Consider the following 14,741-nt stretch of genomic DNA (forward strand, 5'->3'; position numbering starts at 1 on the left):
TGGGCGAGGGCGTAAGCGGAATCCCGGGCAGCCTCCGCACCGGAGGCCGGGAGGCGCGTCCGACCGGTTCCCCGGCCGGGAGCGGAGCCCGCGCGCTGGCGAGCTGCGGCCGCCACGTCCGGGCCGCCGCCCTGGTCCGCGGCGGGGCGGAACGGGGCCGGGCCGGGGTTAGGGCGGTGGCGGGGCCGGGCTCGGCCGTCACGGCGGTGGCTGGGGTGCGGTCGGGCGTTACGGCCATGGCTGGGGTGGGTGGCCGTCACGGGGTGGCGGAGCGGGATCGGCTGACAGGGCGGCGCCGGGGCCGGGCTCGGCCGTCATGGCGCTGGCTGGGGTGCGGGCGGGCGTCAGGGGAGGGGCTGGGGTGGGCGGGGGCCCTGGTAGTGGCCGCGGGGACGCATCCGCAGCGGCCGCTCCTGGTACTCCTCCAGCGCGTGGGCGATCCAGCCCGCCGTACGGGCCACCGCGAAGACGGTCTCCCCGGCCTCCGGTTCCATCCCGCAGGACACCGTCAGCACCGCCAGCGCCAGATCCACATTGGCGTGCAGCCCGGGCCGGCGCGCGGCGGTGGTGGCGACGACCTCCCGGGCGGCGGCCAGCGCGGGCCCTGCCTGGGGCAGCGTCTCCAGCCGTGCGAACAGCGCCCGCGCCCGGGGATCCTCGCCCGGGTAGAGCCGGTGTCCGAGCCCCGGGATCCGCCGGCCCGCCCGCAGATGGTCCGCGACCACCGGCGCCGCGCCGCCCCGCTCCAGCGCCTCGGCCAGCATCCGGTGCGCCAGCCGCCCGGCCGCGCCGTGCAGCGGCCCTTCGAGGGCGCCGAGTCCGGCCGAGACCGCCGCGTACGGATGCGCCCGTGCCGACGCGGCCACCCGTACGGCCAGCGTCGAGGCGGCCAGGTCGTGGTCGATGAGCAGGGCCAGCGCGAGGTCGAGGGCGTCCAGGGCAGCCGGATCCGGCTCCCGAGCGGTCAGCCGGCGCCACAGCTGCCAGGCGGTCGGTCCGGTCCCGCGGTGGTCCTGCCCCGCCGTCGGCAGCGCGCCGACGAGCGTCGGGATCAGGCACCGCGCGGAGCCCAGTACGGCCTCCTGCGAGAGGTCGAAGCGCAACGGGTCCGCGACGGCGGCGGCGGCGGTCGCCACCCGCAGCCGGTCGATCGGCCCGCTGTGGTCGGGCAGTGCGGCCACCGCCCGGCGCGCCGCGGCGAGGGCCTGCGGGGGAGCGGTGAACCGGGCGCCGCGCGGCAGCGTCCCCGTCCACAGCCATTCGGCGACCTCCTCGTACGGGTAGCGCGTGGCCAGTTCTACGGCGTCGACGCCCCGGAAGAAGTACCGGTCGGGCTCGATCAGCGTGAGCGAGGTCCGTACGGACAGCTCCCCGTGGGCAGCCGCCGCCTCGCGTCGGCTGCGCCGGGCCAGCGCCTCCACCTCGCGCGCGTCAAAGCTGCTGCCGCGCCCGACGGGATCGCGTCGGCTCGTGAGCTGGCCCCGGCTCACGTACGCGTACACCGTCGCGGGCTTCACCCCCAGCACCTGCGCTGCCTCGCGGGTGCTGAGCCGGGGTCCTCCGTCCGTCTCATTCGTCATGATGCGCAGCCTACATACATTGATTCGATCAATATTGACAAGGATTGAATCCAAGATGGATGGTCGATCCATGAACAACAACATCCTTGTCCCCGTGCCCCGCGGACTCGCCGGAGTCGTCGTCGCCGAGACGGAGCTCGGTGACGTCCGAGGCCGTGAAGGCTTCTACCACTACCGCCAGTACTCGGCCGTCGAGCTCGCCCGGAGCCGTAGCTTCGAGGACGTGTGGCACCTGATGTTCCGCGGCGCCCTCCCCGCCGACGCCGCCGAGCGGGCCGGCTTCGCCGCGGAGATCGTCCCGCTGCGCCGGCTGCCCGACGAGGTCCGGGAGGCACTGCCCGCCCTGGCCCGGGCCACCGCGCTCTCCGGTCCGCTCGCCGGACTGCGCACGGCGCTCTCCCTGCTCGGGGCCTGCGCCGGCTTCCGCCCGGTCTACGACCTCGACCCGGCCCGCCGGGCCGCCGACGCGCTGGCCGCCTGCGCCGCCGTACCCACCCTGCTCACCGCGCTGCACCGACTGGGGCAGGGCTTGGACCCGGTCGAACCGCGGGAGGACCTCCCGTACGCCGCCAACTACCTCTACATGCTGACCGGGCAGGAGCCCGACCCCGCCAAGGCCCGCGCGGTCGAGCGGTACCTGATCTCCACCGTCGACCACGGTTTCAACGCCTCGACCTTCACCGCACGGGTCATCGCCTCCACCGGCGCCGATATCGCGGCCTGCCTGACGGGGGCGGTCGGCGCCCTCTCCGGCCCGCTGCACGGGGGCGCGCCCAGCCGCGCCCTGGACACCCTGGACGCCATCGGCACCGCGGACCGCATCGAGCCGTGGATCCGCGAACGGGTCCTGGCGGGGGACCGGATCATGGGCTTCGGCCACCCCGTCTACCGTACCGAGGACCCCCGTTCCGCCATGCTGCGTGACATCGCCCGCGAATTCGGCGGGCCGCTCGTGGACTTCGCCGTCGAGGTCGAGCACCGGGTCGAGGAAATCCTCGCCGAGCTCAAGCCGGGCCGCGAACTGCACACCAACGTGGAGTTCTACGCGGGCGTGGTCATGGAGCTGTGCGGGCTGCCGCGCGGGATGTTCACCCCCACCTTCTGCGCCGCCCGTGTGGTCGGCTGGAGCGCGAACATCCTGGAGCAGGCCGCCGATTCGAAAATCATCCGCCCTGCCGCCCGGTACACCGGCCCCGTCCCGCCCCAGCCGGTGCCTCCGCTCGGGTGACGGCGCCTGGTTACCATCGGCCGGGTGAACAGCAGGCAGCCCATTCCCGTCGTCGTCCTCGCCGGATTCCTGGGATCCGGCAAGACGACCGTGCTCAACCACCTCCTCGCCCACCGGGGAGGCACCCGTATCGGAGTCGTCGTCAACGATTTCGGCTCGATCGAGATCGACGCGATGTCGGTGGCCGGTCACGTCGCAGACTCCATGGTCTCCCTCGGCAGCGGCTGCCTGTGCTGCGCCGTCGACGGCAGTGAACTGGACGCGTACCTGGAGAAGCTGTCCGCGCCCGCCCACCGGATCGACGTGATCGTCATCGAGGCCAGCGGGCTGGCGGAGCCGCAGGAGATGATCCGGATGCTGATGGCGAGCGAGAATCCGGACGTCCGCTACGGCGGCATGGTGGAGGTGGTGGACGCGGCGGAGTTCGACGCGACCCGGGCCAGGCACCCGGAGACCGACCGGCACCTCGCCGTCGCGGACCTGGTGGTGCTGAACAAGACCGACCGGGTGGACGCCGCCGAGCGGGCCCGGATCGAGGCGGAGCTCGCCGTGCTCTGCGCACCGGGCACCCCCGTCGTGGGCGCCGACCACGGGCGGATCGATCCGGAACTCCTCTTCGACCGCCGGCCCTGGACCGAGACGCGCGGGCAGCTCTCCTTCGAGGACCTGCTCGCCGAGGCGGACGGCGAGGACCACTCCACCCACGTGCACGCGGCGTACGAGAGCGTCGAGTTCACCAGCGAGCAGGCACTGAGCCCGCGCCGGTTCATCGACTTCCTCGACCGCCGCCCGGCCGGGCTCTACCGGATCAAGGGCTACGTCTGGTTCGGCGTTCCCGGTCACGAGGAGCGGTACGAGGTCCACGCGGTCGGCCGCTTCCTCCGCTTCGCCCCGGGGCCCTGGGGGCGGGGGGAACCGCGCCTGACGCAGCTCGTACTGATCGGCTCGGGTACCGACGGCCCCGCTCTGCGGCGCGAACTGGAGGCCTGCCGCGAACCGGCGCCGCAGGAGACGCCCCCCGAGAGCATGTGGGGCGTCCTGCGCTACGTCGCCCAGCCGGGCCCCGGGCCGCGGCCCGGACCGGATGGCGAGGCGGCCGGCGCCGACCAGGAGTACTGATCGAAGTCGCGCCCCTCCCGGTCACCGCCGGGAGGGGGCGACAGGACCCCTACTAGGCCACTTCGACGCCGTGCTCCCGCAGCAGGTCTTCCAGCCCGCCCCGGTAGCCCTTGCCGCCGATCACGAAATCCCAGTCGCCGTTCGGCCGGCGCCGGAACGAGCCGAGGACCAGGGCCGTCTCGCCCGCCCGGCCGTCGGAGACCTCCAGGCGGCCCAGCTCCTCCCCGGCCGCGCCCAGCAACCGGATCCGGGCGTCGGTGAACCCGGCGAGATCGGCATCGGGATTGATCTCGGGGTCGATCGCCGCCACGAGGACGAGCCGGTCGGCAGGCAGCGGCAAAGCGTCGAAGGTGACCTCGACCGAGGCCTTGTCGGGCGCCGCGTGCGCCCGCGTCCGGACCGAACCGTCCGGAGTGCGCGGGTTGTTGAAGAAGACGAAGTGGTCCTCGCTCAGCACCCGGTTGCCCTCGCAGACCAGCGCGCACACGTCCAGCGCGACCTCGCCCGACCAGGACATGCCGAGCACGTTGTGACCCGCGGGCGGCTCCTCGGGCTCGGGCGGGCCCTGCGCCGGGACGGCGGCGGGACCGCTGCCCAGCCGCCCCAGCAGGCCGTACTGGTGCAGCAGCGCCACGAGTTCGGTGCCGGGAACCAATTCCAGCGGCTTGCCGTTGGCAAAGGTGTACGACCCCGGTCCGAAGGACGAGGTGGTGACCAGCACCCCCTTGTTCGCCCCCGCGTCCTGGACCGTGCCGTACAAGTCCCGTACCGCCGTAGGCGGCACGGTGTTGCGGTAGCGCTTGACCTGTACCACGATCCGCCCGCCCCGGATCGGGGCCGGGTCCAGCGCCTCGACGTCCACGCCGCCGTCTCCCGACCGCTGGGTGGTCACCGCCTGCATGCCCATCGCCCGGAACAACTCGGCGACCAGGTTCTCGAAGGCGATCGGGTCCATCGCGAAGAGATCGGGCTCCTCCGCGCTCCCGTGCGCGCCGCCGTGGGTGACCACCCCGCCGCCGACCTCGCCCGGCACGCGGATGGCCCGTACGGCCGTCAGCTGGTCGGGGCGCGCGGACAGCTGTCCCCGCAGGCCCTCGACCAGGCAGTCCACCGCGCTCACCTGTTCCAGCCGCAGCCCGGAGAAGGCGGAGCGGGCGGCCGACACCGTGGCCAGCACGATCTGGGCCTCGCGGCCCGTCACGGGATCGTGGTCGTCCACGAAGCCGTTGACGACGACCGAGTCCAGCACGCCGAACTCGTCCGCCGCGTACAGCTCACGCACGACCAGGAGCACGCACTGCGCCAGCAGGTCCCGGTACAGGGCGCGGCGCTGCGTGGCGGGCCGGGCCGTCTCCTTGTCCTGGTCCGTACCGGGCATGTACCGCACCGACTTGGCCTGCGGCACCACCTCGTACCGCGGCAGCTCCCAGTCCAGTACCAGCTGCCGCCCCGCCGGGTCGTAGGCGGCGCTCACCTGCCGCGGCAGTTCCTCGGGCCAGGCCGTGGAGGCGTACAGGGCGGCGGAGAAGTAGTCCACCACCGCCGTCGCGTCTCCCGAGCGCAGTGTGCCGGCCAGCTCGGCGAGCCCGCTGTTGTGCCGGCGTATCTCGGCGAGCTGTTCGGCGGCCCAGCGGTCGTACTGCCCGCGGTACGCCGCCAGCTGCCGCTGCCGCTGCGTCTCCGCCGCCTGCGCGGCCTGCCAGGCCTGGGTGTAACGGGCATGTGCCTCGCGCTCCGCCTGCGCCCGCCGGTTGGAGCCGAGCGTCCAGCCGGCCTGCTGCTGGAACTGCTCGATGCGCGGCATCGGCACGGGGTGCGCCAGCGTGCCGGGGGAGAAGGGTTCGAGCTGCTCGGAGCGGACCAGCGCCACCATCCGGAACGCCGGCGCCCGGCAGCCCGCGGCCAGCAGGCCCTGGAGGGCCGCCACCTCGGCGTCAAGCCGCTCGGTACGCCGTCGGGCCTCGGCCTCGCGGTGCTGCTTGTACGCGGCCTGGTGCTCGCGCCGGCCCCGCGCGAGCTCCCGCTCGTACGCCCGCTGCCGGCTCTCCGCCTCGCGCTGCTGGATCAGCTGCGCCCGCTGCTGCTGCCGCTGGGCCTCGGCCCACACCCCGATCATTCCGCTGGACCGACGACTCATCAGTTTTTCCCCCGCCCACCCGCAAGCACCGAAGGGAAAACACTAATCGGAATGCGGGGCTTGCGACCCGAGGACCGTCCACCCCGCATGCCCCACTCCTACAGCTCGCCCCCGGCCAGAGCAGCGACGGCCGCGGGCAGCGCGACCCCGGAGCCGTCCCGGCGCGGGTCGACCGGCGGGAGTTCGGCCGGATTGCCGTTCGCCCCCGCCGCCCGGACGGGAGTGTTTCCGGCCCAGGCCAGGACCAGTACGTCCTCGCCCTTCAGGAACCGGTGGCAGCGCACGCCGCCGGTGGCCCGGCCCTTGCGCGGGTACTGGTCGAAGGGGGTCAGCTTCCCGGACAGCATCGAGTCGTCCAAGGTGCCGTGCGAGCCCGCCACCGAGAACACCATGGCGTCCCGGGCCGGGTCGACGGCCGAGAAGTGGATCACCTTCGCGTCTCCGGCGAGCTTGATGCCCGCCATACCGCCCGCCGGGCGGCCCTGCGGGCGCACCTGGCTCGCGGGGTAGCGCAGCAGCTGCGCGTCGTCGGTGATGAAGACCAGGTCCTCCTCGCCCGTGCGCAGTTCGACCGCGCCGACGATCCGGTCACCCTCCTTGAGGGTGATCACCTCCAGCTCGTCCTTGTTGGCGGGATAGTCCGGCACGACGCGCTTGACCACGCCCTGCTCGGTGCCCACTGCCAGGCCCTGCGAGCTCTCGTCCAGCGAGATCAGGCAGATCACCTTCTCGTCCGCCTCCAGCGAGGGGAGGAACTCCGAGATCGGCGCCCCGCCCGCCAGGGTCGGCGCGGCGGCCGTGTCCGGGAGCTGCGGCAGGTCGATCACCGAGAGCCGCAGCAGGCGGCCGGTGGAGGTGACGACCCCGACCTCGGCCCGCGCCGTAGCCAGCACCTGCGAGACGATGAGGTCGTGCTTGGCGCGCTTGCCGTCGGCCTCCGCCAGCGGCTCGCCGGTCACCGTGCGGGCCAGCAGACCGGTGGAGGAGAGCAGGACGCGGCACGGATCGTCGGCGACCTCCAGCGGAACCGCCGAGACACTCGTGCTCGCCGACTCAAGGAGCACGGTGCGCCGCTCGGTACCGAACTTCTTCGCGACCGCGGCCAGTTCGGTGGAGACCAGCTTGCGCAGCTCCGCGTCCGACTCCAGGATCCCGGTCAGCTCGTCGATCTCCCCGGTCAGCCGGTCGCGCTCGGACTCCAGCTCGATCCGGTCGAACTTGGTGAGCCGGCGCAGCGGGGTGTCCAGGATGTACTGGGTCTGGATCTCGCTGAGCGAGAACCGCTCCATCAGCCGGGCCTTGGCCTGGGCGGAGTTCTCGCTGTCCCGGATGAGCCGGATGACCTCGTCGATGTCGATGAGCGCCACCAGCAGGCCCTCGACCAGGTGCAGCCGGTCGCGGCGCTTGGTGCGACGGAACTCGCTGCGCCGCCGGACGACCTCGAAGCGGTGGTCCAGGTAGACCTCCAGCAGCTCCTTGAGGCCCAGCGTGAGCGGCTGCCCGTCGACCAGCGCCACGTTGTTGATGCCGAAGGACTCCTCCATCGGCGTCAGCTTGTACAGCTGCTCCAGCACGGCCTCCGGGTGGAAGCCGTTCTTGATCTCGATGACCAGGCGCAGGCCGTGCGCGCGGTCGGTGAGGTCCTTGACGTCGGCGATGCCCTGGAGCTTCTTGGCACCGACGAGGTCCTTGATCTTCGCGATGACCTTCTCGGGGCCGACCGTGAAGGGCAGTTCCGTGACGACGAGGCCCTTGCGGCGCGCCGTCACGTTCTCCACGGCCACGGTCGCGCGGATCTTGAAGGTGCCGCGGCCGTTCTCGTAGGCGTCCTTGATGCCCGCGAGTCCGACGATCCGGCCGCCGGTGGGCAGGTCGGGGCCCGGGACGAAGCGCATCAGCGCTTCCAGGTCCGCACCCGGGTGGCGGATCAGGTGGCGGGCGGCCGCGATGACCTCGCCGAGGTTGTGCGGGGGCATGTTGGTGGCCATGCCGACCGCGATCCCGGACGCGCCGTTGACCAGCAGGTTCGGGTAGGCGGCGGGCAGCGCGACCGGTTCCTGCTCCTGGCCGTCGTAGTTGGCGGTGAAATCGACGGTGTCCTCGTCGATCGACTCCGTCATCAGTGACGTGGCGTCGGCCATCTTGCACTCGGTGTAACGCATCGCGGCCGGCGGGTCGTCGTTGCCGAGCGAACCGAAGTTGCCGTGGCCGTCGACCAGCGGCAGCCGCATCGAGAAGGGCTGCGCCATGCGCACGAGGGCGTCGTAGATCGACGCGTCGCCGTGCGGGTGGAGCTTGCCCATGACCTCGCCCACGACGCGGGCGCACTTCACGTAGCCGCGGTCGGGGCGCAGGCTCATCTCGTTCATCTGGTAGACGATGCGGCGGTGCACCGGCTTCATACCGTCCCGGGCGTCGGGCAGGGCCCGGGAGTAGATCACCGAGTACGCGTACTCAAGGAAGGAGCCCTGCATTTCGTCGACGACGTCGATGTCGAGGATCTTCTCCTCGAACTCCTCCGGCGGCGGGGTTTTCGTGCTGCGGCGGGCCATCGCTGCGCGGCTCCTTAACCAAGAAAGATGTGTGCTGTGGGTGTGACGGGTGTGACGTGTGACTGGTGTGCGGGGTCTGGCGGGATCTGACTGCTCTGGCGGATCTGACTGCTCTGGCGGGTGTAACGGGTGTAACGGTCTCGCGGGGTCGGACGGCGGCTCGTGGGGCTCTGACGGGTGTGGACGCGGACCATTGTGGCCCGAGGCACCGACAACGCTTACTCCGACCCAGGCCGGACCCGGGAACTTCTCCGGCTGCCGACGCGCTTGCATACAGTGGCAGGTCTGACAGAAATCTCTGCATCCTCGATCGAAGGGACCACATGCCCATGGGTCACACGGCCACAGCTCAGGCCGGCTCCGGCGGCCTGACAGCGACCGAGCACCGGCTGGCCAACGGCTTGCGCGTGGTGCTTTCCGAGGACCACCTCACCCCGGTCGCCGCGGTCTGCCTCTGGTACGACGTCGGCTCGCGCCACGAAGTCAAGGGACGTACCGGCCTGGCTCACCTCTTCGAGCACCTTATGTTCCAGGGCTCGGCGAGCGTCAAGGGCAACGGGCACTTCGAGCTGGTCCAGGGCGCCGGCGGTTCCCTGAACGGCACCACCAGTTTCGAGCGCACCAACTACTTCGAGACGATGCCGACCCACCAGCTGGAGCTCGCCCTCTGGCTGGAGGCGGACCGGATGGGCTCGCTGCTGGCGGCCCTGGACGACGAGTCCATGGAGAACCAGCGCGACGTCGTCAAGAACGAGCGCCGCCAGCGGTACGACAACGTCCCGTACGGCACGGCGTTCGAGCGGCTGACCGCCCTCGCGTACCCCGAGGGGCACCCGTACCACCACACTCCGATCGGCTCCATGGCCGACCTGGACGCCGCGTCGCTGGAGGACGCGCGCCACTTCTTCCGTACGTACTACGCACCCAACAACGCGGTGCTGTCGGTCGTCGGCGACATCGACCCCGAGCAGACCCTCGCCTGGGTGGAGAAGTACTTCGGGACCATCCCGGCGCACGACGGCAAGCAGCCGCCGCGCGACGGCACCCTGCCCGACATCATCGGGGAGCAGCTGCGCGAGGAGATCGTCGAGGAGGTCCCGGCGCGTGCGCTGATGGCCGCCTACCGGCTGCCGCACGACGGCACCCGCGAGTGCGACGCCGCCGACGTGGCGTTGACCATCCTGGGCGGCGGAGAGTCCTCCCTGCTCCACAACCGCCTGGTGCGCCGCGACCAGACGGCCGTCGCGGCCGGCTTCGGCATGCTGCGGCTCGCCGGGGCCCCCTCGCTGGGCTGGCTGGACGTGAAGACCTCCAGCGGGGTCGAGATCCCCACGATCGAGGCCGCCGTGGACGAGGAGCTCGCGCGGTTCGCCGCCGAGGGCCCGACGGCCGAGGAGATGGAGCGCGCGCAGGCGCAGCTGGAGCGGGAGTGGCTCGACCGGCTGAGCACGGTGGCCGGCCGCGCCGACGAACTGTGCCGCTTCGCGGTGCTGTTCGGAGACCCGCAGCTGGCGCTGACCGCCGTCCAGCGCGTCCTGGACATCACCGCCGAGGAGGTCCAGGCCGTGGCCGCCGCCCGGCTGCGCCCGGACAACCGCGCGGTGCTCGTGTACGAGCCGCTGCCCGCCGCCGGCGCCGGCGCCGGCGCGTCCGGCGAGTCCGCTGAGTCCGACGAGAACGAGAACGAGGGGGCGGAGCAGTGAGCGACACCGCAGCCGTCACGATGACCTTCCACCCGCAGCCGCAGGCCGGCGAGCCGCAGCCGTGGGCCTTCCCGGCCCCGGAGCGCTCGGTGCTGTCCAACGGCCTGACCCTGCTGCGCTGCCACCGCCCGGGCCAGCAGGTGGTGGCGGTCGAGATCAATCTCGCCGCCCCGCTGGACGCCGAGCCCGAGGGCCTCGACGGGGTGGCGACCATCATGGCCCGGGCCCTGTCGGAGGGCACGGACAAGCACTCCGCCGAGGAGTTCGCCGCCGAGCTGGAGCGCTGCGGCGCCACCCTCGACGCGCACGCCGACCACCCCGGCCTGCGGGTCTCCCTGGAGGTCCCGGCATCCCGCCTGCCCAAGGCGCTCGGCCTGCTCGCCGACGCACTGCGCGCGCCCGCCTTCTCCGACGCCGAGGTCGACCGGCTGGTGCGCAACCGGCTCGACGAGATCCCGCACGAGCTGGCCAACCCGCAGCGCCGCGCCGCCAAGCAGCTCTCCAAGGAGCTCTTCCCGGCGTCCCTGCGGATGTCCCGCCCGCGGCAGGGCACCGAGGAGACGGTCGCGCGGATCGACTCCGCGGCCGTACGCGGCTTCTACGAGGCCCACGTACGCCCCGCCGCCGCCACCGCGGTGGTCGTCGGCGACCTGACCGGCATCGACCTCGACGCCGTGCTGGCGGACACGCTGGGGGCCTGGACGGGTGATGCCGCCGAGCCCCTCCCGGTGCCGCCGGTGACCGCCGACGACACCGGCCGCGTGGTCATCGTGGACCGGCCCGGCGCCGTCCAGACGCAGCTGCTGATCGGCCGGATCGGGCCGGACCGGCACGACCGGGTCTGGGCGGCCCAGGTGCTCGGCACGTACTGCCTGGGCGGCACCCTGACCTCCCGGCTGGACAAGGTGCTGCGCGAGGAGAAGGGGTACACCTACGGAGTGCGCGCCTTCGGCCAGGTGCTGCGCTCCACCGCCGACGGCAAGGGCGCCTCGATGCTCGCCATCAGCGGCTCGGTGGACACCCCCAACACGGGTCCCGCGCTGGAGGACCTCTGGAAGGTGCTGCGCACCCTCGCGGAGGGCGGTCTGACCGATGCCGAACGGGACGTGGCGGTGCAGAACTTGGTGGGCGTGGCCCCGCTGAAGTTCGAGACGGCGGCCTCTGTCGCCGGCACTCTCGCCGACCAGGTCGAGCAGGAGCTCCCGGACGACTACCAGGCGCAGTTGTACGCGCGCCTCGCCGAAACCGGAACGGTGGAGGCCACTTCGGCGGTCGTGAGCGCCTTCCCGGTGGACCGGCTGGTCACGATCCTGGTGGGCGACGCGGCGGTCATCGAGGAACCGGTGCGCGCGCTGGGGATCGGGGACGTGAGCGTCGTCACCAACTGACGCCCTGTCGACGGTTCCGAAGGGGCCTCTGGCGGCTTGTCCGCCAGGGGTCCCTTTGTCCGTTAAGTGGTGAGGTTGCTTTTATGTGATGTGGCGTACGCAACAAAAAGGCGCGTCTGTTTGGCGATTGACTGATGATCCGCCTAGCGTCGGCCGTGCTGTTCGTCAGTCGTACCCGCCGCACCCGCGGCAGCGGACAGCATCGCCGAGTCCCCGTCAGGCGCGAGCCTGGGGAGCCGGGGACCCACATCAGTCCCTGGGGTGAATCGAGCCGCCTCGCAAGAGGAGGCCCGTAGGAGACCTTCCTGCTCCGAACCCGTCAGCTAACCCGGTAGGCGAGAGGGAAGGAAAGGATCAGCCCCTTCATGGCGTTTGGCAGTCGTGCCGCCGGTAAGCACCGCGGTTCCAGTCGTCTGAGCCGTAAGACCGCCGGCTACGCCGGTGTCGCCGCCCTCGCCACCACTGGTGTCGTCGGCTCCCTCGCGGGCCCGGCGTTCGCGGCGGACATCGACAACTCCGTCCAGGACACCGGCCTCAACGCCGTCGTCGTGGCCGAGGACCTCGCGGGTGACATCAAGAACCAGGCCGAGTCCCAGGAGCGGGCCGCCGAGGCCACCGCCGCGCGGGCGCAGGCCGAGGCCGATGCCAAGCAGCGGGCCGCCGAAGCCAAGCGCCTGGCCGAGGCCAAGGCGAAGGCCGAGCGCGAGGCCGCCGAGCGCGCCGCCCGCGAGGCCGAGCGCAAGCGCCTCAACACCTTCGTCTCCCCGGTCGCGGGCTCGTACGTGAGCACCCAGTACGGCGCCGGTGGCGGCATGTGGTCCTCCGGCAGCCACACCGGCATCGACTTCCACGCCTCGACGGGCACCTCGATCCGCGCGGTGGGCATCGGTACCGTCGTCGAGGCCGGCTGGGGCGGCGCCTACGGCAACAACGTCGTCATCAAGCACAACGACGGCACCTACACCCAGTACGGGCACCTGTCCGCGCTGAACGTCTCCGTCGGCCAGCAGGTCGCCCCGGGCCAGCAGATCGGCCTGGCCGGCTCCACGGGCAACTCCAGCGGTCCCCACCTGCACTTCGAGGCCCGCACCGGCGCCGACTACGGCTCGGACATCGACCCGGTCGCCTACCTGCGCTCGCACGGCGTCAGCCTCTGACGCGTACGGCAGCGCACCGTCGCTCCCTCTCCCTTCACCGAAGACCCCGGCTCGCCGAGCCGGGGTCTTCGCGTTCCGCAAAACTTACGGATTTCCGACCGCTCTCGGAAATAATCGTGTGTTGCAATAGAGTCGCGGTACGCGCACGCGCGTTCGTTCACGCGCGTTCGTTGACGATGCAGTCGGAAATAGGCGGAGGTCCGGTCTTGCGTATTCCTGCGCATGCGGTATGCACGGCAATTCGCGACGACATCGTCTCCGGGGTCTTCGAGCCGGGCAGCCGGCTGACCGAGGAGGTGCTCGCCCGCAGGTACGGCGTCTCCCGCGTCCCCGTCCGCGAGGCGCTGCGCACCCTGGAGTCGGAGGGGTTCGTGACCACGCGGCGCCATGCGGGCGCCTGCGTGGCGGAGCCGACCGAGCAGGAGGCCGCCGACCTCCTGGAGCTGCGGATGCTGGTGGAGCCGCTGGCGGCGGCCAGAGCCGCCGGGCGGCGCACCGAGGCCCACCTCAAGGTGCTGCGCGGACTGGTCAGGCTGGGCCAGGAGCGGGCCAGGCGCGGCCAGGGCGAGGATTTGCGGGCGCTGGGCAGCTGGTTCCACGAGACGCTCGCACAGGCTTCCGGCAGCCCCGGACTGATAGCGCTGCTCACGCAGATGCGGCACAAGGTCGCGTGGATGTACGCGGAGGAGGCGCCGCTCCGGCCGGTGGAGTCCTGGGCGGAGCACGGGGCGATCGTGGACGCGGTCGCGCGCGGGGACGCCGAGAGGGCGCGGGCCCTGACAGCCCTCCACGCCGACCGGGCGACCGGAGCGCACCGGCCGCGGCTGCGGACCGCGGTGAGGACTTCGCAACCTGCCGTAAACATGTCGAGCGGCCGGCATTAACAGAGCCCGTATACACATGGGTGTCGGCTGTGGCTGCCAGAATTGCGGGTGGTGTGAATTCGCTGACCGCCCAGGAACGTTTATCGGCGGTCGGGGGCCGGATGATCGGCCCGGGCGGTCAAGGTGTACGAATTCCGGCGGAGCTGAATTCGGGCGCGGCTGGACTTCGGGCGCGGCTGGACTTCGGGCGCGGCTGGACTTCGGGCGCGGCTGGATGAGGGCATTGCTGATTCGGGCGGCGCTGGATTCGGCGCCATGCGAGTCTTCGCCGGGCCGGGCCGGGCCGGGCCGATTCGAGCCGAGCTGAGCCGATCCAAGCCGACCTGAGCCGGGCGGATTCGGTGAGGCCGTGCATCGCCTCCGGCTGCCGTCACGGGCGCCGGCCCCCGACTCGGGCCGGCCCGCCGGCCCACCCCGCTCCCCGCCCGCGCCGCCGGCTCCCGCCCGACCCACCACACAGCGAAGCCGCGGTCGCCGGACAGCGGGGACCGCGGCTTCACCGCGTGACTCGAACCCGAAGGGTCAGACGGTCTCCGGGAGCTCCTCAAGGCCCTCGGCGACGAGCTTCGCGAGGCGGTCCAGCGCGGCCTCCGCGCCCTCGGCCTCGGACGCGAGGACGATCTCCTCGCCGCCCTGGGCGCCCAGGCCCAGAACCGCCAGCATGGAAGCGGCGTTGACGGGGTCGCCTCCGGACTTCGCGATGGTCACCGGGACGCCCGAAGCGGTCGTCGCACGGACGAAGATCGAGGCGGGACGAGCGTGCAGGCCCTCGGCCCAACCGACGTTGACGCGGCGCTCTGCCATGGTGATGCCCTTCAGGTTCTTAACGTTGTCTAGACCAGTCTCTCACGACACCCGGAATGCTCGGACCGGAATGCTCGGACCGTCCAGCTGCCCGGATCTTCCGTCCCGCCGCCCGGATCTCCCGCCTTCGGCCTTCCCCAGCTTGCACTGATTCACGTCGGCTCGCAGGATGCGCCGCGCCAGGGCCGC

The 14,741-nt window shown here is 72.1% G+C and carries 10 protein-coding genes and 1 riboswitch; of the genes, 6 read left to right on the forward strand and 4 right to left on the reverse strand.

Annotation, left to right across the window (positions count from 1 at the left end):
* Window positions 1-344: 344 nt before the first annotated feature.
* Complete coding sequence (locus tag ACWDX7_RS17235) at window positions 345-1,580, reverse strand: citrate synthase (RefSeq protein WP_451492934.1); 1,236 nt, start codon at window positions 1,578-1,580, stop codon at window positions 345-347.
* Between the two features lie 55 nt (window positions 1,581-1,635).
* Between ACWDX7_RS17235 and ACWDX7_RS17240 the strand changes: the two genes are divergently transcribed.
* Together ACWDX7_RS17240 and ACWDX7_RS17245 are read left to right on the forward strand one after the other, a co-directional pair.
* Complete coding sequence (locus tag ACWDX7_RS17240) at window positions 1,636-2,808, forward strand: citrate synthase/methylcitrate synthase (RefSeq protein WP_451492933.1); 1,173 nt, start codon at window positions 1,636-1,638, stop codon at window positions 2,806-2,808.
* Window positions 2,809-2,832: 24 nt separating this feature from the next.
* On the forward strand, window positions 2,833-3,927 hold the full coding sequence (locus ACWDX7_RS17245) for a CobW family GTP-binding protein (protein ID WP_451492932.1): 1,095 nt from the start codon (window positions 2,833-2,835) through the stop codon (window positions 3,925-3,927).
* A gap of 52 nt (window positions 3,928-3,979) precedes the next feature.
* On the opposite strand, the gene ACWDX7_RS17250 is transcribed toward ACWDX7_RS17245, so the two are convergent.
* Together ACWDX7_RS17250 and ACWDX7_RS17255 are read right to left on the reverse strand one after the other, a co-directional pair.
* On the reverse strand, window positions 3,980-6,064 hold the full coding sequence (locus ACWDX7_RS17250) for a restriction endonuclease (RefSeq protein ID WP_451492931.1): 2,085 nt from the start codon (window positions 6,062-6,064) through the stop codon (window positions 3,980-3,982).
* A gap of 98 nt (window positions 6,065-6,162) precedes the next feature.
* A complete protein-coding gene (locus ACWDX7_RS17255) occupies window positions 6,163-8,616 on the reverse strand; it encodes a DNA gyrase/topoisomerase IV subunit A (protein ID WP_451492930.1) in 2,454 nt (817 codons plus the stop codon).
* A gap of 329 nt (window positions 8,617-8,945) precedes the next feature.
* On the opposite strand from ACWDX7_RS17255, the gene ACWDX7_RS17260 reads away from it, so the two are divergent.
* The 4 genes from ACWDX7_RS17260 to ACWDX7_RS17275 all read left to right on the forward strand — a co-directional run bounded on the left by ACWDX7_RS17260 (window position 8,946) and on the right by ACWDX7_RS17275 (window position 13,748).
* Complete coding sequence (locus ACWDX7_RS17260) at window positions 8,946-10,319, forward strand: M16 family metallopeptidase (RefSeq protein WP_451492929.1); 1,374 nt, start codon at window positions 8,946-8,948, stop codon at window positions 10,317-10,319.
* A 20-nt stretch (window positions 10,320-10,339) separates the two neighbouring features.
* Window positions 10,340-11,707: a M16 family metallopeptidase gene (locus ACWDX7_RS17265; RefSeq protein ID WP_451492955.1), complete on the forward strand. Its 1,368-nt coding sequence runs from the start codon at window positions 10,340-10,342 to the stop codon at window positions 11,705-11,707.
* 193 nt (window positions 11,708-11,900) lie between these two features.
* Window positions 11,901-12,060: riboswitch (cyclic di-AMP (ydaO/yuaA leader) on the forward strand.
* 12 nt (window positions 12,061-12,072) lie between these two features.
* The gene (locus ACWDX7_RS17270) at window positions 12,073-12,864 is read left to right on the forward strand and encodes a M23 family metallopeptidase (protein ID WP_451492928.1); all 792 of its coding nucleotides are present in this window, start codon (window positions 12,073-12,075) and stop codon (window positions 12,862-12,864) included.
* Window positions 12,865-13,070: 206 nt separating this feature from the next.
* Window positions 13,071-13,748, forward strand: coding sequence for a GntR family transcriptional regulator (locus ACWDX7_RS17275; RefSeq protein WP_451492927.1), 678 nt, complete (start codon window positions 13,071-13,073; stop codon window positions 13,746-13,748).
* A gap of 522 nt (window positions 13,749-14,270) precedes the next feature.
* Here the strand turns inward: ACWDX7_RS17275 and ACWDX7_RS17280 are convergent.
* A complete protein-coding gene (locus ACWDX7_RS17280; RefSeq protein WP_030026990.1) occupies window positions 14,271-14,552 on the reverse strand; it encodes an HPr family phosphocarrier protein in 282 nt (93 codons plus the stop codon).
* Window positions 14,553-14,741: the final 189 nt, after the last annotated feature.

Source organism: Streptomyces sp. NPDC003034 (assembly GCF_053591375.1).